This window comes from Paenalicyclobacillus cellulosilyticus, assembly GCF_014647315.1.
Classification (GTDB): domain Bacteria; phylum Bacillota; class Bacilli; order Alicyclobacillales; family Alicyclobacillaceae; genus Alicyclobacillus_J; species Alicyclobacillus_J cellulosilyticus.
The window spans coordinates 1-25,665 of sequence record NZ_BMOY01000020.1; the positions used below are offsets into that span (position 1 = coordinate 1).

At 67.4% G+C, this 25,665-nt stretch carries 25 protein-coding genes and 1 other RNA gene; 3 read left to right on the forward strand and 23 right to left on the reverse strand.

Translation table 11 applies throughout. The annotated features are described in order from the left end of the window. Positions 1-157: 157 nt before the first annotated feature. Positions 158-1,213: an AI-2E family transporter gene (locus tag IEX97_RS07390; protein WP_188882088.1), complete on the reverse strand. Its 1,056-nt coding sequence runs from the start codon at positions 1,211-1,213 to the stop codon at positions 158-160. Positions 1,214-1,374: 161 nt separating this feature from the next. Between IEX97_RS07390 and crcB (IEX97_RS07395) the strand changes: the two genes are divergently transcribed. Together crcB (IEX97_RS07395) and crcB (IEX97_RS07400) are read left to right on the forward strand one after the other, a co-directional pair. Next, positions 1,375-1,782, forward strand: coding sequence for a fluoride efflux transporter CrcB (gene crcB / locus IEX97_RS07395; RefSeq protein WP_229776605.1), 408 nt, complete (start codon positions 1,375-1,377; stop codon positions 1,780-1,782). Next, positions 1,779-2,144, forward strand: a complete 366-nt coding sequence (gene crcB / locus IEX97_RS07400) for a fluoride efflux transporter CrcB (RefSeq protein WP_229776607.1) — start codon at positions 1,779-1,781, stop codon at positions 2,142-2,144. The genes crcB (IEX97_RS07395) and crcB (IEX97_RS07400) overlap by 4 nt, the downstream gene beginning before the upstream one ends. 45 nt (positions 2,145-2,189) lie before the next feature. Here the strand turns inward: crcB (IEX97_RS07400) and IEX97_RS07405 are convergent, their stop codons facing one another. From IEX97_RS07405 to IEX97_RS07495, 19 genes are all read right to left on the reverse strand, one after another. Continuing rightward, complete coding sequence (locus tag IEX97_RS07405) at positions 2,190-2,375, reverse strand: hypothetical protein (protein WP_188882092.1); 186 nt, start codon at positions 2,373-2,375, stop codon at positions 2,190-2,192. A 249-nt stretch (positions 2,376-2,624) separates the two neighbouring features. After that, on the reverse strand, positions 2,625-3,782 hold the full coding sequence (locus tag IEX97_RS07410; RefSeq protein ID WP_229776609.1) for a cysteine desulfurase family protein: 1,158 nt from the start codon (positions 3,780-3,782) through the stop codon (positions 2,625-2,627). Positions 3,783-3,870: 88 nt separating this feature from the next. Beyond that, positions 3,871-4,281: an RrF2 family transcriptional regulator gene (locus IEX97_RS07415; protein ID WP_188882093.1), complete on the reverse strand. Its 411-nt coding sequence runs from the start codon at positions 4,279-4,281 to the stop codon at positions 3,871-3,873. After that, positions 4,278-5,603 carry a replication-associated recombination protein A gene (locus IEX97_RS07420; protein WP_188882095.1) on the reverse strand — a complete coding sequence of 442 codons (1,326 nt, stop codon included), beginning with the start codon at positions 5,601-5,603 and terminating at the stop codon, positions 4,278-4,280. Before IEX97_RS07420 ends, IEX97_RS07415 begins: the two co-directional genes overlap by 4 nt. 254 nt (positions 5,604-5,857) lie before the next feature. Then, positions 5,858-6,051, reverse strand: a non-coding RNA gene (ssrS, locus tag IEX97_RS07425) — 6S RNA. A gap of 79 nt (positions 6,052-6,130) precedes the next feature. After that, positions 6,131-7,936 carry an aspartate--tRNA ligase gene (gene aspS / locus IEX97_RS07430; RefSeq protein ID WP_188882096.1) on the reverse strand — a complete coding sequence of 602 codons (1,806 nt, stop codon included), beginning with the start codon at positions 7,934-7,936 and terminating at the stop codon, positions 6,131-6,133. A 72-nt stretch (positions 7,937-8,008) separates the two neighbouring features. Further along, the gene (hisS, locus tag IEX97_RS07435) at positions 8,009-9,277 is read right to left on the reverse strand and encodes a histidine--tRNA ligase (RefSeq protein WP_188882098.1); all 1,269 of its coding nucleotides are present in this window, start codon (positions 9,275-9,277) and stop codon (positions 8,009-8,011) included. 170 nt (positions 9,278-9,447) lie between these two features. Next, positions 9,448-10,479, reverse strand: coding sequence for a DUF4855 domain-containing protein (locus tag IEX97_RS07440; RefSeq protein WP_188882099.1), 1,032 nt, complete (start codon positions 10,477-10,479; stop codon positions 9,448-9,450). Next, on the reverse strand, positions 10,476-11,489 hold the full coding sequence (locus IEX97_RS07445) for a glycosyltransferase (protein ID WP_188882101.1): 1,014 nt from the start codon (positions 11,487-11,489) through the stop codon (positions 10,476-10,478). The genes IEX97_RS07440 and IEX97_RS07445 overlap by 4 nt, the downstream gene beginning before the upstream one ends. Then, entirely contained in the window at positions 11,486-12,517 is a 1,032-nt protein-coding gene (locus IEX97_RS07450; RefSeq protein WP_188882103.1) for a DUF4855 domain-containing protein, read from the reverse strand. The genes IEX97_RS07445 and IEX97_RS07450 overlap by 4 nt, the downstream gene beginning before the upstream one ends. Beyond that, positions 12,504-13,544, reverse strand: a complete 1,041-nt coding sequence (locus IEX97_RS07455; RefSeq protein WP_229776622.1) for a glycosyltransferase family 4 protein — start codon at positions 13,542-13,544, stop codon at positions 12,504-12,506. Before IEX97_RS07455 ends, IEX97_RS07450 begins: the two co-directional genes overlap by 14 nt. Before the next feature lie 5 nt (positions 13,545-13,549). Continuing rightward, complete coding sequence (locus IEX97_RS07460; protein ID WP_188882107.1) at positions 13,550-14,692, reverse strand: DegT/DnrJ/EryC1/StrS family aminotransferase; 1,143 nt, start codon at positions 14,690-14,692, stop codon at positions 13,550-13,552. Then, complete coding sequence (locus tag IEX97_RS07465; RefSeq protein WP_188882109.1) at positions 14,689-15,510, reverse strand: DapH/DapD/GlmU-related protein; 822 nt, start codon at positions 15,508-15,510, stop codon at positions 14,689-14,691. The genes IEX97_RS07460 and IEX97_RS07465 overlap by 4 nt, the downstream gene beginning before the upstream one ends. Continuing rightward, positions 15,507-16,478 (reverse strand): NAD-dependent epimerase/dehydratase family protein, encoded by a 972-nt coding sequence (locus IEX97_RS07470; RefSeq protein ID WP_188882110.1) that lies wholly within the window; start codon positions 16,476-16,478, stop codon positions 15,507-15,509. Before IEX97_RS07470 ends, IEX97_RS07465 begins: the two co-directional genes overlap by 4 nt. Then, on the reverse strand, positions 16,471-17,532 hold the full coding sequence (locus IEX97_RS07475; RefSeq protein WP_188882112.1) for a Gfo/Idh/MocA family protein: 1,062 nt from the start codon (positions 17,530-17,532) through the stop codon (positions 16,471-16,473). Before IEX97_RS07475 ends, IEX97_RS07470 begins: the two co-directional genes overlap by 8 nt. Positions 17,533-17,545: 13 nt before the next feature. Then, positions 17,546-18,826, reverse strand: a complete 1,281-nt coding sequence (locus IEX97_RS07480) for a nucleotide sugar dehydrogenase (protein WP_229776611.1) — start codon at positions 18,824-18,826, stop codon at positions 17,546-17,548. A gap of 89 nt (positions 18,827-18,915) precedes the next feature. Next, complete coding sequence (locus IEX97_RS07485) at positions 18,916-20,541, reverse strand: glycosyltransferase family 2 protein (RefSeq protein ID WP_188882113.1); 1,626 nt, start codon at positions 20,539-20,541, stop codon at positions 18,916-18,918. Then, positions 20,531-21,517 carry an NAD-dependent epimerase/dehydratase family protein gene (locus IEX97_RS07490; RefSeq protein WP_188882114.1) on the reverse strand — a complete coding sequence of 329 codons (987 nt, stop codon included), beginning with the start codon at positions 21,515-21,517 and terminating at the stop codon, positions 20,531-20,533. The genes IEX97_RS07485 and IEX97_RS07490 overlap by 11 nt, the downstream gene beginning before the upstream one ends. A gap of 128 nt (positions 21,518-21,645) precedes the next feature. Continuing rightward, the gene (locus tag IEX97_RS07495; protein ID WP_188882115.1) at positions 21,646-21,840 is read right to left on the reverse strand and encodes a hypothetical protein; all 195 of its coding nucleotides are present in this window, start codon (positions 21,838-21,840) and stop codon (positions 21,646-21,648) included. 144 nt (positions 21,841-21,984) lie between these two features. Between IEX97_RS07495 and IEX97_RS07500 the strand changes: the two genes are divergently transcribed. Further along, positions 21,985-23,295: a glutamate-1-semialdehyde 2,1-aminomutase gene (locus IEX97_RS07500; RefSeq protein ID WP_188882116.1), complete on the forward strand. Its 1,311-nt coding sequence runs from the start codon at positions 21,985-21,987 to the stop codon at positions 23,293-23,295. A 38-nt stretch (positions 23,296-23,333) separates the two neighbouring features. Here the strand turns inward: IEX97_RS07500 and trxA are convergent, their stop codons facing one another. From trxA to IEX97_RS07515, 3 genes are all read right to left on the reverse strand, one after another. Next, on the reverse strand, positions 23,334-23,651 hold the full coding sequence (gene trxA, locus IEX97_RS07505) for a thioredoxin (RefSeq protein WP_188882117.1): 318 nt from the start codon (positions 23,649-23,651) through the stop codon (positions 23,334-23,336). 92 nt (positions 23,652-23,743) lie between these two features. Further along, positions 23,744-24,835, reverse strand: coding sequence for a sodium:calcium antiporter (locus tag IEX97_RS07510; RefSeq protein WP_188882118.1), 1,092 nt, complete (start codon positions 24,833-24,835; stop codon positions 23,744-23,746). Between the two features lie 65 nt (positions 24,836-24,900). Next, a complete protein-coding gene (locus IEX97_RS07515) occupies positions 24,901-25,641 on the reverse strand; it encodes a hypothetical protein (RefSeq protein WP_188882119.1) in 741 nt (246 codons plus the stop codon). Between the last annotated feature and the right edge of the window lie 24 nt (positions 25,642-25,665).

Below are 25,665 nucleotides of genomic sequence, written 5' to 3' on the forward strand. Positions count from 1 at the left end.
GGTCAAATAGTTTGATTTTCATATGAGTGATCCACTTCCCCTTGGGTTAGATTTTTTCGTGAGTTGACACGTCGCGCCGCGGCGGCAGTCCTGTTTTGCCTGGTGAAGTTGAAAACACCTGTTGATGAAGTTGAAAACACCCGGTGAAACGCATGCCTCACGTCGTCTGCAGCTTCCGCACGTGGATCCAGATGACTTTGAGCACCGCCAAAGCCGGAACGGCGACGATGAGCCCGAGCACCCCTCCCACCTGCTCCCCGAGCAACAGCGCCGCGACGATGGCCATCGGGTGCAGCTGCAACGTGCGGCCCATGATCTGCGGCGACACCAGATTCCCCTCCAGCTGTTGGACAATCACGTTGACCACCAACACCTTGAGCGCCATCTGCGGACTGATGGACAACGCGAGCAACAACCCCGGCGCCGCGCCGAGGAACGGGCCGAGATACGGGATGACGTTGGTCAGCGCGACGAACAGCGCCAACAAGAGCGCATACGGCATCCCCACCACGAGGAGGCCGGCGTACGTAAGGACGCCGACCACGAGCATCACGAGCAGCTGGCCGCGCACGTAACGGCCGAGGGTGTCGTCGATCCCGGCGAGGATGTCCCGCATGGCCTGCCGGTACTTGGCCGGCGTCAGATGGACCACCGCCCGGCCGATGGCTTGGCCGTCCTTGAGCAAGTAGAACACCAAAAACGGGATGACGAACAGCATGAATATGAAGGACAAGGTATTGGTGAGCATCGACAGGACGCCGGCGGCGTACAGGGTGACGTTTTGCTCCGCGCGGTTGAGGGCGGCCTCAATCCCGCGGCGCAACGCTTCCGGCAGGTACTGGCGCTTGTGGGCCAGCCCGTCGATCCATGCGTCCGCCTGTTGCACGAGCGACGGCAGGTGTTGCGACAAGTCCGTCAGCTGCCGCGAAACCAGCGGGATGGCGTTGAGCACGGCCACGGCCGAGAGTAAGATAAAAGCCAAGTAGATGGTGAGGATGGCCGCCCCGCGCGGCATGCGGCGGCGGACCAGGATGTCGACCAGCGGCTGCAAGAGGTAGCTGCAGATCATGGCGATGACGAACGGGACCACGACGGAGCGCACGACCACCCACACGTCGTGGATGAAACCGCGCAGCTGTCCCAAGATGTATATACAGGCCAGCGTCACCAGCAAGGAGACGGCCGCTCGGAGATAACGGCGGGAATCCGGCATCCTCTCCCCTCCCGGCCTCGCGCAGTTCTCCCGCGCCGGACGCGGCGCGCCGCGATGCCGCGCCGGTGCACCGCAGAGAAAAGTATATGCAAAACATGGACGCATCATGAAAGGCGGTCCGCGCCAGCGGTTACGCCTTCCGTCCGCGTGGAGGGATGAGGTTGGCTTATCTCGCGGTCGCCCTCGGCGGGTTCACCGGGGCGGTGTTGCGTTATCTGCTCAGCGAATGGATGGCGACTTGGCACGGCTTCCCGGCGGCGACGCTGCTCATCAACACATCCGGAAGCCTGTTTCTCACCTGGTTCTATACGTATACGATGGAACGCTTTCCTATCCATCCCCACCTTCGGCTCGGGATAGGCACGGGCTTGGTGGGCGCGTTCACCACCTACTCCACGTACGCCGTCGAAACCTGGAAGCTTGTGGACGCCCGGGCGCTCGGCATGGCGCTTGCCTATGCGACGGCGTCGATGGGATTGTCGCTCGCGGCGGCGGGCGTCGGCTATCGCCTGGCGATGCGGCAATCGCGCCTGCGATGGGCCGGCGAAGGGGAGGGCGAGGCCCCGTGACGGCGCTCTTCTTGATTGGTTGCGGCGGCATCCTCGGCGCACTCGCCCGTTATGGCATCTCCAAGTGGCTTGGCGAACGGATGCCGATCTCGTTCCCGCTCGCCACCCTGCTCATCAACGTGTCCGGTTCATGCTTGCTCGGCCTGCTGACCCGCCACATCGCGCTGTGGTTTCCGGCGGCAAGCCCGGGTGCCATGCTGTTTGCCGGTGTGGGGTTTTGCGGTGCGTACACCACGTTTTCGACGTTCGCCTATGAAATGACCATGCTCTGGCGGGAGGGCAGGTTCGCGGTGGCCGCGCTGTACCTGGGGTTGACCTTTGTGCTCGGTATGGCGGCCGCCGCCGCCGGCCTGTACCTATGAAAAAAGCCGGGCATACACCCGGCTGGCACACCATCCCGCCTTGCGTCAAGCGCCCGTGCCGAATTGCAGTTCGGGCGGATGGTCCACGGCGACGAGGGACCCGTCTTCCGCCACCTCGTACAGGCGGACCTCCTCGCCCGAAACGTTGAACTCCATGAAGCAACCCCAGCAGTAATACTGATTGGCGCCAATCTTGCCGATATCCTTGCAGTTGCAATGTGGGCATCTCATCGTACATAACTCCTTCGCACGTTTCGGTTGTGCCGGGACCACCCCGGACATCCACGTTCATCCCCTGCCATCCAACCACCACTTCATATCGTAACCTGACGGAGGAACCCCTATACGGCAGCCAACTATCCCTTTTACGAATCCTAACGCACCGCGGCAAACGACGCAAGTAAGCCATCCGGCCAAGGGTTGGCAGCCGCAACGTGCGTTCACAGTTCGCTCATCATCCTGCGGCCGCCGCAGGACAGGTCACGCACGGCGCAGCCGAGAGACCACGCGCACGACCAGCTCACCGGCCGCCCGCGCCTCGTCCACCGTCGTCATGCCCGAGAAGCTGAAGCGCACCGCTTCGCGCGCCTCTTCCTCCGCCTGGCCGCACGCCAACAGGACGTGGCTCGGCTCCAAACTCCCCGCGGTGCACGCCGATCCCGCCGAGGCCAGCACGCCCTCGAGGTCGAGGCGCATCAGCAGGATGTCGTTGCGCACGCCGCGAAACGCGACGTTCAAAATGGCGGGCGACCCGTCCGGCGGCGAATTGACCCGTACGCCCGGCAGCCGGGAGACGGGCTGCCAGAAGGCGGCGCGGACCTCGGCCAGGTGGCGGGTGTGCTCCTCCATCCCGATGCGCGCCAAGCGCGCGCACGCCGCGCCGAAACCTGCGATACCGAGCACGTTCTCCGTCCCCGCCCGCCGCCCCCGCTCCTGGGCTCCGCCGCGCAGGACAGGCTGCCAGCGGGTGCCGCGGCGAACGTACAACGCGCCGACCCCTTTCGGGCCGTGGATCTTGTGGGCGGAAAACGTGGCGAGATCGATACCGGTGTCCTCGACGCGCACCGGAACCACGCCGAGTGCCTGGACCATGTCGCAGTGAACGACCACCTGGCTGTCCGCTTGTTTGACGGCCGCCGCGATGTCTGACACAGGATACACCGCACCGGTCTCGTTGTTGACCGCCATCACCGAGACGCACAAGGTATCGGGGCGCAGTGCCGAGACCACGTCCGCGACGGCCAACGTCCCGTCCGGCCGCGGCCGGACGAAGGTCACCTCGGCGCCGAATTGCCGCAGTGCCCGGCATGGTTCGAGCACCGAGTGGTGTTCAACCGCCGTCGTCACCACATGGCGGCGTACCCGTCCGTCGGCCCCCGCCGCCAGCCAAGCGCCGAACAGCGCCAGATGGTTCGCCTCTGTGCCGCCGCTGGTGAAGACGACGTCTCCCGGCGCCGCGCCGATGAACGCGGCCACTTGCCGCCGCGCGGTTTCCACCACCGCCCGCGCGTCCCGGCCCCGGGCATGGAGGCTCGAAGGATTGCCGTATTCAGCTGCCACCGCCGCCATGGCCGCCCACACCTCGTCCGCCATCGGCGTCGTGGCCGCGTTGTCGAGGTAGATCACACCCGCCCCCACGTTCTTCCCACCACCGCCCGCGCAGGCTTGGGAAACCAGGTCAGCCGGCGAAACATGCCGGAAGCAACCATCCATGAAAAGTCTTTCTTCAAATGTAAAACATGTACGTGCCTTCGCTTCGGTGTTTCATGTCCACCAAATCCTGCAGGGTCACCGACTCCATCACGGACAGGATGGCTTGACGCAGCCGGTCCCATAACTCGTCCAACCCGTCTTCCACGTCCTGGTCGACCAGGGTGAGCGGGCCCTCCAGGGTGAGGATGATGTCCTTCACCGTGATCTCTGTCTTGGGACGCGCCAAGATGTAGCCGCCATACGCCCCGCGGATGCTCTTGACCAAACCCGCATTCCGCAACGGGGCGATGAGCTGTTCCAGATAGTGCTCCGAGAGGGACTGGCGCTCGGCGACCGTTTTCAACGACGTCGGCGTCTTGCCGTCGCCGGCAGCCAAGTCCACCATCAGCATCAGTCCATAACGGCCTTTGGTCGAGATCTTCAATCCTCTGTCGCCTCCCGCTCTCCGGTCCGGGCCATTTTGCGCTTCCCGTGTGCGGGGACCGGCGGGATGTAGTACTGGCGCGGCTCAACCCCCTCCGGCCAGTAGCTCTGTTCGACGTAATGGCCGGGGAAATCGTGCGGATACAGGTACCCGCGCCCGCTGCCGAGGGCTTCGGCACCAGGATAGCCCGTCCCGCGCAGATGGGGCGGGACGGTGAGCGGCAAACCTTGTGCCACGTCCGCCAACGCCTTGTCGATGGCCACATAGGCCGCGTTCGACTTCGGCGCCGTCGCCAAATAGGCGGTCGCCTGCGCCAGCACGATGCGGCCTTCCGGCATCCCGATCCGCTCCACAGCCTGCCAAGCGGCGATGGCCACCACGAGCCCCATCGGATCGGCATTGCCGATGTCTTCGGCAGCCAGGATGGTCAGGCGGCGGGCGATAAACCGCGGGTCCTCTCCGGCGTGGAGCATCTTCGCCAACCAAAGCATGGCAGCGTCCGGATCCGAGCCGCGCACCGACTTGATGAAGGCGGAGATGGTATCGTAATGCTCGTCTCCCTGCCGGTCGTAGACCACCTGGCGCTCCTGGAGGGAAGCCGAAGCCTGCTCCTCGTCCACCACCGCGCGCCCTTGCGCGTCGATGGGCGCGGAGAGCACCGCGGCCTCCAGCGCGTTGAGCATCCGGCGGGCGTCCCCGGCCGCCACCCGCACCAGCAGGCGTTGCGCCGCTTCCGTCACATACGGATGATAGCGGCCGAGTCCGCGTTCGCCGTCGGCCAGGGCGCGTTGCAGCAGGATGAGCAGATCCTCCTCCGCCAGCGGCTCGAGCCGGAAGACGTGCGAACGGGAGACGAGCGCCGGGTTCACTTCAAAATACGGGTTTTCGGTCGTCGCGCCAATCAGCACGATGAGCCCCGCTTCCACGAACGGCAACAGCGCGTCCTGCTGCGCTTTGTTGAAGCGGTGGATCTCGTCGATGAACAACACCGTTTTGCGTCCGTACAACGCCCGTTCTTCCTGCGCCGCCTCGATGACCCGCCGGATGTCGGACACGCCGGACGACACCGCGTTCAGTGTCTCGAAGCGGGCTTTGGTGTGATGGGCGATGACCTGGGCGAGCGTCGTCTTGCCGGTCCCGGGCGGTCCGAAGAAGATGACGCTCATCAGCCTGTCTGACTCGATGGCGCGCCGCAACAGGGACCCCGGTCCGATGATGTGGCGCTGCCCCACCACCTCATCGAGCGTCCGCGGCCGCATGCGATAAGCCAACGGCGCCTCCGCATCCCGTTCCCGCTCCGCCTGTGCTGCGAACAGGTCCAAGGCTCACGACACGCTCCCTCACCGCGCATGGCCCTTCGTCGCCGCAAACCGCGCGTCGATTTCCTAGTTTCTCACTCGCCATTTCTCATTATAAGCGGTCTGGCCGCACGGAGCAACTTCGTATCACGAAATGCTTGCCGGCGAAAACGATTGCATGGCGAGGCGATGTCTGTTGTCATATCGTGCGATAACCCGCTTCGTCTTTCGACAAAAAATAAAAAGCGACCGTGCATCTGGTCGCGTCGTGCGCAAACAGTCGCCCCGCGGCTGCCGTGACTCCATTTGTTTTGAACCTGCTCTCCAGCAGGTGGGTGCCCTGCTCATCCGGCTTGCAAGTCCACGAGACCCGTCGGGCCTGAGGCGTTTGCTCCCCGGGGAGACTCCGGGCTCCCTTTCAATCGGGTGTTGGCTCAAAACATAAAGGCTTACACCAACAGCGCAGGGACTCGACTGTCCGCCGCGCGGCCTGGCGGCCGCGCGGCTTTGTGTGCCCTTATCGTAACACCTCCGGCCCGCCGCCGCAAGCCTCAAGCCTTTGGCGCCGTTGGCTCCGGCTGCCGCACCTGGATGCGCAGGATGTCGAGCTGCTCCCGGTTGACGGGCGACGGCGCACCCACCATCAGATCCGCGCCCGAAGAAGTCTTGGGGAACGCGATGCAATCGCGCAGCGACTGGCCGCCGCCGAGGATCATGATGATCCGGTCCAAACCGAACGCGATCCCGCCGTGCGGCGGCGTCCCGTACTCGAACGCGTCGAGCAGGAAGCCGAACTTGTCGTACGCCTCTTCCCGGCTGAAACCGAGCGCGGTGAACATCTTCTCCTGGATGTCGCGGCGGTAGATGCGCATGCTCCCGCCGCCGATCTCATACCCGTTGAGCACCATGTCGTACGCCTGCGCCCGCACCGCACCCGGGTCGGTATCGAGCAGCGGGACATCCTCCCAGCGCGGCATCGTGAACGGGTGATGCTCCGCCACCCACCGCCCTTCCTCCTCGTCGTAGCTGAGCAGCGGAAAGTCGGTGATCCAGACGAACCGGAACTGGGACGTGTCGATGAGGCCCAGGTCGTGCCCGAGTTTGTTCCGCAGCGCTCCGAGCGCCGGCAACACCACCTGGCGATCCGCCGCCCCGATGAGCACCAGGTCCCCAGGTTGCGCGCCCGCCCGCTCGGCGATGGCGCGGAGCCGCTCATCGCCGAGAAACTTGGCGACGGGGGAACGGAACCCGCCTTCCTCCACCGCGACGGGCGCGAGGCCCTTCAAGCCGAACGGCGCGACAAACTGGATCAACTCGTCGATCTGTTTGCGCGAATACCCGGCACACCCTGGTGCGACGAGCGCTTTGATGACCCCGCCGCGCGCCAGGACGTCCTGAAACACCCGGAACTCGGTGCCGCGGACCGCGTCCGCCACGTCGGCGAGCGGCAACTCGAACCGCAAATCGGGCTTGTCCGAGCCATACCGCTCCATCGCCTCCCGGTACGGCAGGCGAGGGAACGGCGTCGCCACCTCGATGCCGGCCACCTCGCGGAACAGCCCGGCCACCATCTCTTCCATCAGGTGCAGGAACTCGTCCATGTCCATGAACGACTGCTCGATGTCGAGCTGGGTGAACTCCGGCTGGCGGTCCGCCCGCAGGTCTTCGTCGCGAAAGCAGCGCGCAATTTGATAGTACCGCTCCACCCCGGCCACCATGAGCAGTTGCTTGAACAGCTGCGGCGACTGGGGCAAGGCGTAGAACGAACCGGGCTGCAACCGGCTCGGCACCAGGTAGTCGCGCGCCCCCTCCGGCGTGCTCTTCGTGAGGATGGGGGTTTCCACCTCGAGAAAGCCGTGGTCGTCCAAGAACCGGCGCAAAAACCGGTACGCCTGATGGCGCAGCCGCAACATCTGCTGCATCTGCGGCCGCCGCAGGTCGAGGTAGCGGTAGCGCAGCCGCACCGGCTCCTCCACGTCGATCCCATCCTCAATGGGAAACGGCGGGTGTTTCGCCGCATTCAGCACATCGAGGTCGGCCACCACCACCTCGATCTCGCCGGTCGCAATCTTTGGATTCACCGTGTGCGGGGCCCGTGCCACGACCTCGCCGCGCACCGCGACGACGTACTCGTTGCGCAGGTGGTCCGCCGCCTCCATCACGGCCGCGGGCGTGCCCCGCTCCCGGTCGAACACCAACTGCACCAAGCCCGTGCGGTCGCGCAGATCCACGAAGATGATGCCGCCCAAGTCCCGGCGGCGCTGCACCCATCCGGCCAGCACCACTTCCGTGCCTCCCGGCACCCGGATGGTGTCTGCCACCATATGCGTGCGCCGCAATCTGATCCCTTGTGTCATCCGCCTTCCTCCTGCCCGTCATCTCTGCCGTGCCCCGGTGCGCGCAAGCCCCGTGGCCGGCTCACGGTGATCTCAAATCTGTGCACCGTCCGCCAGCCGGCGCAACAGGTCCACCACGCCGTCCATCGGCACGTCGCGCTGCTCGCCGCTCGCCATGTCCTTGACCGTCGCGGCACCGCGCGCCAACTCGTCGCCGCCGAGAATGGCGACCAGGCGCGCCCCGAGACGGTCCGCTTGCTTCAGCTGCGCCTTGAGCCCCCGCCCTTGGTAATCGCGATCGGCCGTAAAACCGGCCTGGCGCACCGCCTGCAGCATCTGCATCGCGGCCGCCGTCGCCGACGGGTCCGCCACCGCCACAAACAGGTCGAGGCGGGGTTCCGCCGGCCACGGCCCGTGCTGGAGCTCGCGCAACAACAGCGCCCGCTCCATGCCGACCGCGAACCCGATGCCCGGCGTATCCGGGCCGCCGACCTCGGCCACCAGCCCGTTGTAGCGGCCGCCGCCGCCCACCGTCCCGAGTTCCGGTGCGGTGACTTCCCAGGCGGTTCGGGTATAGTAATCGAGTCCCCGCACCAGGTGCGGATTTCGCACGTACGGCACCGCGAGCGCGGTGAGCAGTGCCTCGACCGCCGCCAGGTGTTGGCGGCAATCCGGGCACAGGGCATCGAGGATGGACGGTGCGTGAAGCTCCGCCAAAACCTCGCGGCAGCCTCGCTTGCAGTCGAAGATCCGCAACGGGTTGCGATCAAGCCGGCGCTGGCAGTCCGGGCACAGGCGGTGTGCGGCCGGCTTGAGCACCGCCACCATGCGCGCCCTGTGCTCCGGGCGGCAAACCGGGCAACCGACGCTGTTCAGTTCCACGGTGAGCCCGGCGAGGCCGAACCGGTTCAACACGTCCACGTTGAGGGCGATGACCTCCGCGTCGACAGCCGGATCGTCCGAACCCAACACCTCGCACCCGAACTGGTGGAACTGCCGCTCACGCCCCTTCTGCGGCTTCTCATAGCGAAACATGGGGCCGATGTAATACAACTTGGCCGCACCCGGCGCGGCGTACAGCTTGTTTTCGACATAGGCGCGCACCACGCCGGCCGTCCCCTCCGGGCGCAGGGTGAGGCTGCGTTCGCCGCGATCGAGAAAGGTGTACATCTCCTTCTCCACGATGTCGGTCGTCTCGCCGACGCCGCGTTCAAACAGCTCGGTGTGTTCAAACACCGGTGTGCGGATCTCCTCGTAGTGGTACGCGCGGAACGTGGCGTGCACCACCTCCTCCAGCGCACGCCACGCCGCGATGGCGCTGCCGTAGATGTCCGCCGTCCCGCGCGGCCGCTGTGTCAGCATGCTGTTCACCGCCCTCCTCGCGCAGCAAAAAACGCCCTTTCATCCCCAGGCAGAGAGGGACGAAAAGGCACCCGTGACCGCCGCCCGGCCGCGGCGTCTCCTTCGTCCAGATGCACTTATTGTCCATGTTATGCGCCCGGCGCGGCCCTGTCAATGCGCCGCGCGGCCGCTCACCGCGACAACGGCAGCGGGACGGGCATGCGCAGGATCCCTTTCGCAAAGCTGTACACCGCGATGTAGAGGGGAAGGTCTTCCTCATACAGCGTGCGCGGGCTCGTGCCCGGGAACGACACCACGCAGAACGCCTCATCCACGTAGCCGAGTTCCCCCGGCAAGCCCAAGTTGAGGTAATCGTACGCATCCCGGGGATGGTGCAACAGGCCGCGCCCGAACACCAGATGCAGGCCGCACCCGTGCACCCGGGCAAACAGGGCCGCGTGGTGGATCCACTGCCGATCGCATACGGTGCGTCCATAGCAATTGGGGTGCAACACGGCCGCGTCGAAGCCAAGCTGCGCCCAGTCGGCGGCGCGCGCCGCGCCGTAATGGGTCAGCCACAGCCAATCGAGCCCGGCGGCGTGAACGGCCTCGCTCACCTTGGCGATCACGTCCGCGTCCGCCTCATCCAGCACGGTGCGCGGCCACCTGAGGCCGCGCAGGCGCAGCGTGCCGCAAAGCCCGGCCTGTCGCCAGCGGTGAAGCAGGTCGTCCACAAAGCGGGTGACCGCGGCGACCCGGTCCCCGGTATGCGCAAAGTGCAGCGCCGACCCCCACCCGGTACGAAACGAGGCGAGGCGGGGATCCGGATAGGGCACGGTGATCCACACATCCACCGGCGCGACGGCCGGCGGTCCGCTCGCGGCGGCCGCGGCGAGCGCAGACAGGTTGTATCCCGGGTGAAACAATTCATCCAGCCACGCCTGCCAATCCTCGGCGTCCGCCGGCGGCGTAAACCCGGTGTACACCGGGTTGAGGAAGCGCCCGCTCGGCGCCCGGTTCGGCGAGAACAACACCGCGCGAAACAACGAGTCACACGGCCGGCCGTCGATCAGGTATACCAAGTAATCGGCGAGATCGGCCGTACGCCAGCGCACCATCTCCGCATCCGCCAGACGTCCGCCGCACCACAGGTGAACCAGCGGGCTCTGATGGCCACGGACACCGCGCGGCAGGTACGCGCCGCCTGTCCTGTCTTGTTTCACGCTCGCCCACCCTCCCTGTCCTGCACGACCTGTTCGTAGATGGCCAGCAAGCGGCGCGCGACCTTGTCGGACGCGTGATGGCGCTCGGCATAGCGCCGGCCTGCCCGCCCTTTCTCGATGCGCAGCGCCGGGTGCTCAATCAGTTCGCGCAGCGCGTCCGCCACCTGATCCGGCCGCGCGGACACGATGGGCGGCGGTTCGGGGAACGTGGCCCGCAGATCCTCCCGGATGAACCCCAACACCGGCTTGCCCAAGCTCATCGCCTCCACCGCCAGCAACCCGTACGAGCCGCACAGAACCTGATCGACGACGATGTCTGCCTCCCGGTACAAGGCCAAAGCCTCCCGGTTGCTCCGTTTCTCCACGCGCAGATACCGGAAGCGCACGCCTTGCGCCCGCAGCTGTTCGACGGCCGCCTCGATGACATGCGTGCCTTTGAACGCCGGGTTCGTCGGCGCGTGCACCACCAGCGGGCAGGTCTCGTCCGCCGCCGGATAGCTCGGCGCGACGCGATGGACGTCAAACGCGATGGGCAACACGTGCACCTCTCGGTAATAAGGCGTCACGTACGCCCGTACCTCCTCGTCCTGGACGACGGCATGCTGGATGAAACGCGAAAGCTGCGTCAGACGCGCGTGGATGCGCTCGGGCGGCGGCGAATCCCCGGTGTACACGTACGGGTTGTTCCGCGCCGCCACCTCGTGCGTGCGTACGTCGTTTCCCCAGTGGTGCATCAGCATCGGCTTGCCCAGCCGCGCAATCTCCGCCACATCCGTCAGGTCGGAGGTGAGGCTCTGACCGTAGTGAAAGTGAAACAGGTCGAAGTGGCGGATGGCGTCCGCGGCCAGAACCGCGAGCTCCGCGGCGTCCAGGTTGTAGATGTGATCCCGGTACCCGAGATAGCTGTGGAACGTGTTGTAGGCGGTCGCCGTCACACCCCGCCGGCGCAACCCCTGGGTCAATATCCCCATCTGTCCCGCGATCTCGGTCGGGGCATGCAACACCTTCACGCGCCCGCACCTCCTTCTTCCGCGCGCCATGCGGGTTGCGTCAACCACTGCGCCATCCGCTCGTACCTTGGGTCTCCCTGCGCATGCCAACGCGGGATGGCGGAAAACGGAAGATCGACGAGGAGGGCGCGGACCTGGTGCGGCGGCACCGACCGCAACACCTCGGCCAGCCCGTCCGCCGTGGGTTCGGCATCCCAGGCGAGGATGAGGCCATGGCCAAGGCTGCCCGCGCGCGCCAGCGCGTCCCCCAAGCGATGGGGGGTGTCCGCCGGAGACGGACGGCCGAGGCAGAGGTCAAACCCGCACGCGTCGGCGCGCTCCGCCCCGTCGCTGCCGTGGAGGTAACACCACATCCACATCAGGCCGCGCTGGTGCACCCAGTCGGCCGCGGCGCGGATGACGGCGAGATCGCCCGGCCACAACATGCTGCGTGTCCAGGCGAAGCCGCGCAACCGCACGCGTGCGGCAGGGTCTTCTCCGGCGGCCGCCCGCCACCCGGACGACACCCGCGCCATCCACGCCAGCACCGCCGCGGTCCTGTCTTCCGGGTGATCGCGGAAGTTGAGGCGCCTGCCGGACAGCGCGCCGAAGTCGGCCTGCTGCTCAAACGGATACGGCACCGCCAGCCAGAGGTCGACGGCTGCGCCTTCTGGCAGGCGCCTTGCGGCGGCGAGCAGGGCGGCGGCATTGCCGCCTGGCTGCAGCATGGCGTCTGCGGCAAGCGCCCAGTCGGCCGCGGTCGGCAGGGCGCCCAAGCCTGTCGCGCGGGGGGAGAGCATCGCCCCGCCCGGTGTGAAGTCCGCTTCGAACAACACGCCGCCGAACAACGGACCGTTCACCCTTCCCCGCGCGAGATGCGCGAGGCAAGGCCACAGGGTATCCTCATCCCATCGCCGCACCGCTTTCCCCAGCGGAGCAGCCAGCACGCCGCAGCGCAGGATGTACGGTTGAACGGGCCATGCGGCTGGCGGATGGGCGAACGAAGGGCCGAACGGGCGGCCGTGCGGACAGTCTTCACCAGGTGTCACGTTCCCTCGCCTCCTCCTGCGCCGCGTCCCCGGGCGTCGCCAGGACCTCTTCATAGATGCGGACAAGCCGGCGGGCCACGACGCGCATGTCGTGGAATTGTTCGACGTACCGCCGCCCCTGCCGCCCCAGTTCGCGCCTTCGCTTCGGGCTCTGCAGCAGTTGGGCAAGCACCTCCGCCAAGGTGTCGGGATTGGCCGAGACGATGGGCAGGCGGCCCGGGTAGGTCGGCCGCAGGTCGTCGCGGATGTAGCAGATGACCGGCTTACCCATCGCCATCGCCTCGATGCTCACCAGTCCGAACGTGCCGCACAACACTTGGTCCACCACGATGTCCGCCTGGGCGAACCACTGCATCGCCGTGGCATGGCTCACCCGTTCGATGCGCCGGTAGCGGAAGCGTAAGCGGCGCCGGAGCCGCTCGATGGCCTGTTCGATGTACGCGGTGCCTTTGAACGCGCTCTGGGTCGGCGCGTGGACCACGAGCGGTTCCCGGTTGTCCGGATCAGGATAGACAGGCTGGATGGCCTTCGTGTCCACCGCGAGCGGCAACTCATGCACACGCCGGTAATACGGGGCCACAAATTCGTACAACTCGTGGTCCTGGATGATGGCGTGCTGGATGTACCGGCTGACGGTGGACAGCCGGGCGTGGATCTGCTCGCTCGTAAAGTAACCGGGCGGCAACGGGTGCTTCTGCCGCTGGTTCACCACCTCGACCCGACGCACATCGCTGCCCCAGTGGTGCATCACCATCGGCTTGCCCAGGGACGCGAGCATGGGCAGATCGCGGTACTCCAAGAGCATCGTGTCGCCGTGGTGGAAGTGGAGGATGTCTGCCGCCCGCACCAACTCTTCGCATACCTCCATCAACTCGTACGCGTCCGTCTGCACGATGGGGCCCCGGTACTGCAGGTACGTGGAAAACCAGTTGTACCCGTTGGCCCGCCAACCAAGTCGGCGCAATCCTTCGCACAGTGCCCCCATCTGACCGGCGATGTCGATGGGGGCGTGCACCACCGTGCGCATCGGCTTCACCTGCCTTCTTTCTCCGCGCGTGCGCTCGGTGCGCCGCGGCGGTGGAGAAACGCGCGCACCCCGCGCATGACCTCATCCTGCTGCGCCGCCGTGAGCCCTGGGTACAAGGGCAGTGACAGCGCGTGCTGACAGATGCGCTCGGCGACAGGAAAATCGCCGGGACGATACCCCAACCCGGAGAGCGCCGGCTGCAGGTGCATCGGCAGCGGATAGTACACGTGCGCCTCGATGCCCCGCTCCGCCAGAAAGCGCTGCAACGCCGTCCGGTCGGGCACAAGGACGGTGTACAGATGATACACGTGGTTCGCTTCCGCAGGCACCCACGGCAACTGCAGCCCGAGCCCGGCCAACCCGGCGTCGTACCGGGCGGCGAGCGCCTGCCGTGCGGACGTCCATGCGGGAAGATGTGCCAGCTTCACCCGCAGCAGCGCCGCCTGCAGTTCGTCGAGGCGGCTGTTCCATCCCGGCTCCTCATGGATGTACTTGATGGCACTGCCGTGGGCGCGCAGCCGGCGCAGCCGCGCCGCCAGTTCCGCGTCGTGCACGAGAATCATGCCGCCGTCGCCGTAACCGCCCAGGTTCTTCGTGGGAAAGAACGACAGCGCTGCGGCATCCCCGTAATGGCCGATGCCAAACCCGCGCCACGTGGCCCCGATGGCTTGGCAGGCGTCTTCGACGACGACGAGGCGATACGCGTCGGCCAGCGCGCGCAGACCCGCCATGTCGGCCATCAACCCGAAGATGTGGACGGGGAGGATGGCCTTGGTCCGCGCCGTGATCCGCGGTTCCACCGTCGCCGGCGTGATGGTGAACCCGCGCGGATCGACGTCGGCGAACACCGGCGTCGCGCCGACCTGGAGGATGGATTCCACGGTGGCGAAAAAGGTGAACGGGCTCGTCACCACCTCGTCGCCAGGTCCCACCCCGAGCGCGCGCAAGGACAAGGTCAGGGCGTCCGTGCCGTTGCCGACCGCGACCCCGTGGTTCATGCCGCAGTACGCCGCAACCTCCCGCTCCAACGCCGCCACCTCGTCCCCGAGGATGTACCGGCCTTGCGACAGGACTTTGGCGCACGCCCTCAAAAGCGGTGTCCGCAGTTCCTCCCATGTGCCGCGCAGGTCCAAAAACGGGACGCTCATGCCTCTCCCCCCTCCGCCGGCACGTCGGGTATGATCTCTTTGCGCGCCTGCTCTTTGCGCGCCGGCACATCTTGCATCCGCGCTGCATGCGCCGGCGCATCCGGCACCGTGTCCCAACGCGCGACGGGCCGCGCGGGCACGCCGACCACCACCGCGCCTGCCGGGACGTCCCGGGTGACCACCGCCCCCGCCCCGACGACGGCACCGGCGCCAATGCGCACGCCGGGCAACAGGGTGGCGTGGCTGCCCACCCGCGCCCCGCGCTCGACATACGGGCCGCGGTACACCACGGGTGAGAGGCCCATGTACTTGTCGTTCGCGGTCGCCACGGCCGGGCCGATGAACACGTCGTCCTCCAGGACGCTGTCGCCGGTGATGTACGCCCCTGTCTGCACCACCACCCGTTGCCCGATGCGGGTGTTGAGCTCAATCATGGCGGCCCGCCCGATGACCGCGTCCTCGCCGATGACGACCCCTTCCCGCACCGACGCCAGATCGCCAATCAATACCCCGTCCGCGACCTCCGTGCCTGCGAGGACGACGGCGCCGCAGCCGATGGCCGCGCCCGCGCCGATGCGCAGCGGGCCGACGGCTTTGGGCTTCCGCCGGACGCGGCGGTTGGCGAGCGGATCGCCCCCGAGCACCGCGTGCGCGCCGACGCGCGTGCCGGCACCGATGCAGGTGCCGGCATGGATGACGGCGTGATCGCCGACTTGGACGCCGTCGCCGAGCACCACGCCGGCGTGGATGACGGCGAAGCGGCCGATGCTGCACCCGACGCCGATGACCGCGTCCGGGTGGATGAACGCCTCTGTCATGCCGTGCCACCTCCTTGCGCCCCTGACTCGGCGAGGAACCAGCGCCACGTGGCCGCCAAGCCCTCGGCAAGGGTGTGACGGGGGCGCCATCCGGTCAGCGACCGTAAGCGCGACGCGTCAATCACCCGCCGCGCCACGGTGTCGACTTTGCGCTTCGCCGCGTGCACCACGGGATGTCCCGGTTTGCCGGCGACCTCACGCACCAGCCGGGCGAGGTGCAAGACGGCGGTCTCGACGCCGGTGCCCACATTGAGCGAACAACCGACGGTATGCGCGGAGGTGGCGGCGAGCAGCACGGCGTCCATGGCGTCGTCGATGAACGTGAAGTCCCGGGTCTGGGTGCCGTCACCGTAGATGGTCAGGGGCTCGCCGTCGAGCATGGCCTGCATGAACTTGGCCACCACGCCGCAGTACGGGTTGGCGCTCGTCTGGCCCGGGCCGTACACGTTGGAGAAGCGCAGGCAGGTCACCGGCAAGCCGTACGTTTTGCAAAACGCCTGCGCGAACAGTTCTCCCGCCAGCTTGCTGGCGGAGTACGGCGTCGACACGTCGTAGCCGCCTTCCGGCGTTGGCAACACCGGGCTCATCCCGTAGACGGACGAGGTCGACGCGTACACCACGCGGCGCAACCGATCGCGGTACGGCAAGGCCCCGAGCAACAGCTGCACGGTGGCGTGCGTGTTCACGGCGAAGTCGGATTCGGGTTGTTCGACCGACAGGACGATGTTGCGCGCCGCAAAGTGAAACACATAGTCGACGTGCGGCAACCATTGCCGCATCAGGTAGCCGTCGGCCACCGAGCCCTGAACCCATGTCACGCCGGGTATGTCCGCCACTGCCTCCCGGCGGCCGGTCGTCAGGTCATCGATGACCACCACGTGTAACCCTAAACCCGTCAACCGCGCCACCAACCGGCTGCCGAGGAACCCGGCGCCGCCGGTCACCAGGGCCCGCGTCCGTTCAACCATGGCCGTTCCCTCCCTGCCAACGCACGCGTCGTTTCAGGTCGAAGGTGGAACCATCCGCAGGCAACGTCACCCATTCGCCCTTGAGCCAGGAGGCGTACGCGCCAAAGATGACGTGGAGCGCCGGCCAGGCTTCCTTGGCGCCGACCCAAGGCGCGCGGTCTGCCGCGACCGCCTGCACCAGGTCTTGGTACACCGCGGCGTGCGGATCGATCTCCAACACCTGCGGTACCGGGGCGTCCACCCACCACCCGGCTGGGTGCAACGCCTTGCCGGTGAGCCGGAATCCACCGCGCGTCCCGGTGATGGTGAGCTCTTCCACCGCGGTACCGGGTGGCCCGCACACGCTGGCCGTGACGGAAAGGAGTGCACCGTCCGCGGTCTGGATGGACAAAAGCGCCGTGTCCTCCGCCTCCATGGGCCGATCAAGCCGCGCCATCCAGCCCGCCACCCGCACCGGTTCCCCCGCGAGCCATAACAACAGGTCGATGTCGTGGATGGCCTGATTCAACAGCACGCCGCCATCCATCTCCCACGTCCCGCGCCACGGGCTCGCCTGGTAGTACGCGTCGTCGCGGTGGTACACGAGCGACAGGCTGCCCGCGACCATCCGGCCCAGGCAACCATCTTCCATCAACTTCCGAATCTGCCGCAGATGCGGGTAGAACCGTTTTTGGTGGCACACCACGAGCCGCGGCTCCCCCCGCGCCGCGAGCGCCATGAGCGCCTGCGCATCCCGGGTGGACAGGGCCATCGGTTTTTCCAACACCACGTGCTTTCCCGCCTGGAGCGCCTGGATGGCTGTCTTTGCGTGCAGGCCGCTCGGCACCGCGAGGGCCACGACATCCACCGTCCCATTCGCCAACAGGTCGGCATAGTCGCCCACCACCGCCACCGGTTCCGCATCCGGCCGCAGGCTTTGGTACAACCCCGCCAAGCGCTCGGCGCGCGCCGTATCCGTGTCGCAGACCGCGCGCACGACCATCCCGTCCACCTTCGCGCACGCGCGGACGTGCCGCTCGCCAATGGCACCGCACCCGACGACCGCCACCTTCATCCTCGCCACCTCCTCACAGCCGGACGACCCGCGGATGGTCGGCGCCTTGGTACACACCGCGGGTGTCGAGCACGAGGCGCGATTGGTCCGCCAGCCACCGGTAGTCGATGCAGGCATGATCGGTCAGGATGACGACGATGTCGTGCGCCTGCACCTCGTCTTCGGTCAAGGCGACCGATTCGAACCTGCGCCCTGCGACGGCGACGTGGGGAACGTACGGGTCGGTGTAAGCCACCTTTGCGCCCATGCGGAGCAACTCCTCCATCACGCGCAGGGCGGCTGACTCACGGGTGTCGTTGACATCCCGTTTGTAGGTGACCCCGCACAAAAGCACCCGCGGCATGTCCTTGTTGGCCGCAGCCCACGCACGTTCCGCGACGTAGCGCGGCATCCTCGCATTGACCTCGCGCGCCCAGCGCACCGCGCGCAACGGGAGTCCTTGTTGTGCCGCGAACCACTCGAGGTAGACCGGATCGACAGGAATGCAGTGGCCGCCGGCCCCGGGCCCGGGCAGGTACACGCTGAACCCGTACGGCTTGGTCGCCGCCGCCCGGATCACCTCCCAGACGTCGATCCCGGCCCGGTGGCAAACCATGGCGAGTTCGTTCATCAGAGAGATGTTGAGAAACCGCTGCGTGTTCTCGAGCAGCTTCGCCATCTCGGCCACGCGGGCGGATGAGACGGGCACCACGGTGGTGAACGCCTGCGCGTACAGAGCGACCGCCTTGCGCAGCGACGCCGGCCCGACGCCTCCGACCAGCTTCGGGATGCGGGCGAGTTGGACATGGGAGCCAGGATCCATCCGCTCCGGCGAATACGCGACGTAAAAGTCCACATCCGCTTTCATTCCGGTCGCTTCCAAGATGGGGACGACCCACTCGTCGGTCGTGCCGGGAAAGGTGGAGCTCTCAAGCACCACCAGTTGACCGGGTCTTACGTGCGGCTGAAGCGATGCGCACGCCTGCAAGATGAACCGCAAATCCGGCTCGCCGTCTTCGCGAAGCGGCGTCGGCACACACACGAGGATGGCGTCCGCCGCCGCTGCCGCGCCTGCATCCTCGGTGCAGGCGAAGCGGCCGGACGAGCGCATGCGTGCGATGTCGGCATCCGCCACATCACACAGGTAACTCTTCCCCTGCCGGAGCCGGTCGAGCTTGTCGCGGTCGGTGTCGATGCCGGTGACGCAAAGACCGCTGCGCCAAAAATGGATGGCGAGCGGCAAGCCGACGAATCCTAACCCCATGACGCAGACGTGGGTTGGCTGAGATGGCCGCTGTGGCTCATCGTCGCGCACAAAGACAACCTCCTTTCGCCTTTTCGGCGTGGCCAAGCCATCGTATGCGCCGCAAGGCAGCGTGCGCGACGGACAAGCGTCCTTTGGGGTCACGGGCACAGCCAGCCAAGATCCACGTCCCGCGGCGGTTCACCGTCCGCCCGGTCGATCCGGTACACCCCCGGGACGGGCGGCAACACGTCGCGCCGCCGCCCTTCGTCCGTGAAGCCGCCCCGGCGTCCGTACCGCTCGGTCCAGTACCACAGCCCTTCCAGGACGTGGCCGAGGACGCGATCCAGCATGAAAGCGCTGCTTTCCTCGTCCGGGCGCACCGCCGGCAAGTGCGGACCCAACCGCAGCCGCCAACCCTGGTCGAGCGCGCGCATCTGCGCAAGACAAGGGCTTTGCAACACCTCCGGCCCGAGCGCCTGGAGCGCTTCCCGGCGCACGGCGTACGGAGGCACGAGCCAGGTCGACCCGAACCATTCCCGCCGCCCCATCGTGACGTTCGCGAACCACCCGGCGCTGTGCACAGGGTGCATCCGGGCGAGCGGGCCGCAGAACGGCCGCTGGTCGTGCACCACCCCATCGGCTTCCCCGTTCATGACGGGGTGGGCGAATCGCCATAGCTCCTCTGCCGTGGCCGGTACGGCCGCATCGCAGAAGACGACGGCTTCGCCGCGGGCATACGTGGCGCCGACCGCCAGCGCGACGTCGCTGCCGGCTTCCGCAGGCACATGCACCACGCGGACCTGCGGCGGCGGATTGCCCCCGTCGCCAAGGAGATCCGAACCTTGTGCCACCAGAACGACTTCCGCGCCCGCCGCCGCGAGCCCGCGCACCCGCGCCCACAGCCCGCCGTCCGCCTGGCGGGCGCTGAAGACAACGCTCACCTGCGGCGGTCCGTCCCCCCGCTCCGGCCAGGAGGGGTTCCGGTATGCCGCGAACACCTGCCGCCCCTCACCGCCAAGCGCGTACCCGCCCCGGCGTCCGTATTGGTCGAGGAGATAGCGCACAGCCTCCACCGCATCCCCGTGGATCCGCTGCGTCGCCGGCGCCATCGCCTGGCCTTTGCGGCGAATGTGGTTCGGCCGGCGGCGGTTGATGGCGAGCACGTTGAACTTCGTCGGCACCGCCACCCGCAGGTGCCGGTCCAAGGCGACCGCGGTGGCGAGCAGGGGATTGGCCAGGGTGGAGGCACCGATGGCTTCGACAGCCCGGCGGCTGAGGACGTGCGGGACGGTGAGCAGGTTCTCCAGACCAAGCGCCCTTTGCCGCAAAAACAGGTTGAGGACGTAGCGGTCGAGCGTCGGAATGTCGGGACGGCGTGCCTGCGCCAACCAGCCGAGGCTGTTCAACGCCACGTCGGCCCCCGCCTCCACCGCCGCGACCAGGCGCCGCAAGACCGGCGTCGGCACGGCGAAATCTGCGTCCACGAACAAGTACATGTCCGCGTCCGCGGCGAGCGCCCCCACCGCACGGCCCACGTCGTTGCCGAGCCGGCGCGGATACACGAGGACGCGGGCCCCGGCGCGGCGGGCGAGACGTGCGGTGCCGTCGGTCGATCCGTTGACGACGACCACCGCCGTGTGCGGGCGCAGGCGGGCGACCGACCGCAGCACCGCCTGGATGGTCCGCGCTTCGTCGCCGGCGGGAATGACGACGGCCAACCGCCCTTTGCCACGAGGCGGGTGTACGTGCAGGCGCTTCGGAACAGACCGCATCTCAGACCGCATCGCGGCTTCCCTCCTCCGCCTGCGCCCGGTGCCAGGCGATGGTGTCGGTGAGGCCTTGGCTGAGCGGCACCGCAGGTGCACAGCCGAGGACGGCGCCAAGGCGCGTGACGTCCGGTACACGCCGCGGCGTGTCCTCAAAACCGGGGCCGAACGCTGCTTCGTACGAGACATGGATGATGGGCGACGCCGAGCCGGAGAGGCGGACGATGGTTTCGGCGAGGCGCCGGATGGATACCTCCTCCCGCCCGCCGACGTTGATGGCCATCCCGTCCGCCGCCGGCGACAGGGCGGCTTCCGTGGCGCGCACCGCATCCGCCACGTGCGTGAAACAGCGGGTCTGCGATCCGTCGCCATGCACCACCACCGGGCGGCCGGCCAGCGCGCGGGCTATCATCACCGGGATGACGCCGGCGTACGGCGTCGCGACCGCCCGCGGCCCGTACACGTTGAAGTACCGCAGCACCGTCACCCGGAGCCCGCGTTTGGCATAACCGAAACACAGATGCTCCCCGAGCGCCTTGGCCGTCGCGTAACACCAGCGGTGCACCGTCGCGGGACCGAGCACGCGGTCTGCGTCCTCGGCGAACGGGACGGATGGGTTCTTTCCGTACACCTCCGAGGTGGAAGCGAACACCAGTTTCCGGCCGAATTCGTGGCACGCGGCCGCCACATGGCGCGTCCCGGTGGCGTTGCCTTCGAGGACACGGACGGGGTCTTCCACGCAGCAGCGCACCCCGAGCACCGCCGCGAAGTGGAACACGGCGTCGTGATCGCGCACGAGCTGTGCGACAAGACGCTCGTTGAGCACACTGCCCTCCACCAGGCGAAACTGGGGATGCCTCAGCGCCCGTGTCAGGAACGCAAGCCGCCCGCTCGAGAAATCGTCGAGCACCGTGACGCGATGGCCGGCCGCAAGCAGCCGGTCCGTCAGGTGCGAGCCGAGAAACCCGGCGCCACCGGTGACCAGGATGTCCATGCGCGCATCCCCCTTTGCACCCGCGCGGACACGATGGCCCGTTGCGGGCAAGACAAGTGGTTCATGGATCTCATGCAGGGGACAGGCGGGACGGCAACGGACAAGTAGACCGAGGGGAAGCGCCCGCGTCAGCGCCGGCGCAAAACGCGGTGCAGCAGCGCGAGCTCGCGCGCGTCGCAAGCGCCGGAGAGCGTCCTTAAGCCAACCGGAGGGAGACCGGCCGCATCCTCCGCGGTCATCTGCAGGCTGGCGGAACGGGGTTCGCCGGGATCGCCCGCGCCTTGCCGCGCGCTGGCCGCGAGCGTCTGTGCAGGTCTGCGCACGCTGGTTGTCTCCTTTCCCGCGAGGGGTGTTGCGCGTAGTGTGCGTACCCGCGGCACGCCGCATGCCCGGCGGTTTGTCCCGGACAGCCGCCCCGTGCTAGCATGGGAAGGCAGAACACGCCCGACGGAGAGGAGAGCGAACGCATGGACCGCACGCAGTCAGCGCGATGGTTTGCGCGCGCAGAGCGGGTGATTTTAGGCGGCGTCAACAGCCCTTCCCGTTCGTTCAAATCGGTGGGCGGCGGGACGCCGGTGGTGATGGCGAGAGGCCAAGGGGCGCGGATCTGGGACGTGGACGGCAACGAGTACATCGACTACCTGGCCGCGTACGGCCCGCTGGTCCTCGGCCACGCCCATCCGAAGGTGATGGCGGCGCTGCGTGAGGCGACGTACGACGGCATCTTGTACGGAACCCCCACCCGGTGGGAGGTGGAGTTCGCGGAACGGCTCCAGGCGGCCATCCCGGACCTGGAACGCATCCGCTTCGTCAATTCCGGCACGGAAGCGGTGATGACCACCATCCGGATTGCCCGCGCGGTCACCGGCCGCAACAAGGTGATCAAGTTCGCCGGGTGCTACCACGGCCACTCGGACGCGATGCTGGTCGCAGCCGGGTCCGGCCCGTCGTCCGTCGGCGTGCCGGACAGCGCCGGCGTCACGCCGGGCACCGCCCACGATGTGGTCACCGTGCCGTACAACGATCTCGATGCCCTCCGTGCCGCGCTCGCCGTGCACGGGGAGGACACCGCTTGTGTCCTGGTCGAACCCATCGTCGGCAATTTCGGCATCGTCGCTCCGGCGAGCCCCACTTATTTGCGCGACGTGATTGACCTGGCCCACCGCGCGGGCGCGCTCGTGATCTTCGACGAGGTCATCACCGCCTTTCGCTTCCACTATGGCACGGCCGCCCAGATGTACGGCGTGCACGCCGATTTGTACGCTCTCGGCAAGATCATCGGCGGCGGACTGCCCATCGGCGCCTACGGCGGACGGCGCGACGTGATGGAACAGGTCTCGCCGCTCGGACCCGTGTACCAGGCCGGCACGATGGCGGGGAACCCCGCCTCGATGCGAACCGGCATGGCGTGTCTCGAGGTTTTGGCGGAACCAGGGATTTACGAACGCATGGACGCACTCGGCAGGCGGTTGGCAGAGGGGATTCGACAGTTGGCGGACACCTACGGGGAAGCGGTGACCATCAACCGGGTGGGGGGCGCGTTGACCGTGTTTTTCGGCAGCCATGCGGTACGGAATTATGCGGACGCGCAGGCCACCGACGGCGTCCGCTTCGCCCGCTTTTTCCACGCCCTGTTGGACCGCGGCGTCTGCATCGCGCCGTCCAAATACGAGGCGTGGTTCGTCTCCGCGGCTCACACCGAGGCGGACGTGGATCAGACGCTCGCCGCGGTCGAAGGGGCGTTCAAGGCGATGGCAGCCGAACGGGCCGGCGGGTGAACCCCCGCCGGCCCGCCGCGGCCGTCCTGCGTGCGCCGTCACAACACGTCAGCCAACTGCGCGACCAGGTCGCTCTTCGGCCGGTAGCCGATGATCTGCTTGACCACCTTGCCGTCCTTGAACAGGATGAGCGTCGGAATGCTCATCACATTGAAGCGGGTGGCGGTTTCCGGGTTCTGGTCGACGTCCAGTTTGCCGACGACAAGTTTATCCGCATACTCGTTGGCGACCTCTTCGAGCACGGGCGCCATCATGCGGCACGGGCCGCACCAGGTCGCCCAGAAGTCGACCAACACAGGTTTATCGGATTGGATGAACTGATCGAACGTCTGATCCGTCACGACGGCGGTTGCCATATCCTCATCCTCCTTTGCTGGCACGTGCGCCCTGATTATACCACTGTGCGCCCCGAGGTGCACCACACCGGGACGTGCGGCCGGGAGGCGGCTTATGCGCCGCGGGCGACAAGACCCGCCCGCACCGCGAACCCCATGAACGCCGCCACAATTCCCGCGAGCCCCCAGTACAGCGCCTCCGCCGCATACAGGTCGGCCAAGGCCAAGAGCGGCAAGATCCAGTACAACAGAGACGCCGCAATCAACACGTCCGGTGTCAGCTTCCCGCGCAGGCGATAGACGCCGAAGATGAGCGCGCTCGCGGCCAGCGTCAATCCGCCCGTCAGCAACGCCTGCGCGGAGAGGTTCCACGCCGTCATCCACATGCCGAGGGCGGGTACGAGGGTGCTCTGAAACACCATGGCACCCGTGATGTTTCCGATGGCTAGGCTGTCCTTGCCTTGGCGGATCCATACCACGCTGTTGAACGTCTCGGGCAGTTCGGTCGTCAACGGGACGAGCAGGGCGGAGAGGACGAAGGGAGGGACCGCGAGCCAGGACGCGATGAATTCCACCCCGTCGGTGAGCAACTGCGCCCCGCCGACAATGGCGCAAAGCGCGCACGCCAACTGCAAGAGGACCGCGAGGAACGAAGGATGAGGCGACTTCCATTGGAGGTACAGGGGATGCAGTCGGCCTGGGTCGTGCGGCTGCGCCGGAGCGCGCAGGTTGAGGATGAGGAACCAGGCGTACAGGCCCACAAGCAGCCAGGGCACAACCGCGTGGACGGCCGCAAGCGGCACACACCCGGCGGAAAGCGTCAGCGCGTACGCGATGAGGAAGAACGTCATGTCCCGCTGAAAGACGGACCGCTCCACCGCCAGGGCGCCCGGGCCGCGCACCTGGCGGGTGATGTACAACGAGACCGCCACCATCAACGAACCGAGCGTGGCGAGCAAAAACGGAGCGCCGAGGATGCCGCCGATGCCCACCTCTTCCGCGTGCGGATGGTCTTGGCCGAACGCGATGGCGGTGACGGGGACGGCGGCTTCCGGGAGCGCCGTTCCCAAGGCGGCGAAGACGCTGCCGACCGCGCTTTGCCCCAGACGGAGCTTGTGGCCGAGCCATTCGACGGCGTTGGTGAAGAGCTCCGCGCCGAACAAGACCATCGCCAAGGCGAGCAGCATCGACAGGACGGCGTGCACCCGGTAACCCTCCCCGGCCTTTGGCCGCTTGGCGGCCGCACGCGCGGCCGCACTCTCCATAGACTCTACGTCAGGCCGGGACGAGATATGACTTCCGATACGCTCTGAAGGGCCCGCGCCGCCAATTGGCGGGCGTCCGCCTGCCGCTCGACGAACAGGACCATCCAGATGTCGTCGAGACCGGTCCAGATGTACACCTGGCCTTCCTCGCCCACGATGGTCGTCTCGGCGGCGTCCGACAGGCCGACCTCCTTGCGCAACTTGCCGGCACTGCGGCGGTATTGGCGCAACACGTCGAGAAAATCGTCGTCGTACTCCCGATCCGCCGCCCCGACCGTTTCGCCCGCAAACGCCACCCAGCCGACCACCGCCGGTTCGCTGCACAACGCGGCAAAACAGCGGCGCCAGGTCTCCTCGGCGAAAGCGGGCACCGACACGTCGTGGAGCACGTACGGTGCACCGCCGCGGGCGAACACCTTGGCGCCGCTGCGCTTGCCCTCGACCACCTCCACCGGTTCCGCCCGCAGTGCGGACGCGTGGGCCGCTTGGGAACCGGAGTTCGTAACCGCGAGCGTGCCGGCACGCAGGTCGGCAGCCGCCGTGTCCCGCTCCCCGCCTTGCGGCGGACGGGCCGGCGGACGATCCGCTTGCGCCAGGCCGCCCGCGTCACGTCCGGGCACGTGATGCGCGCCTTCCTCCCCCGCCGGGCCAACCTGGCGGCCGCTCGCGCCCCGGATCAGCCGCACGTTCACCCACACGAGCGCCCCCAACAACACGAACCACAATGCCGCGAGCGCAATCAGCACGCCATGCCACTCCTCTCCTTTTCC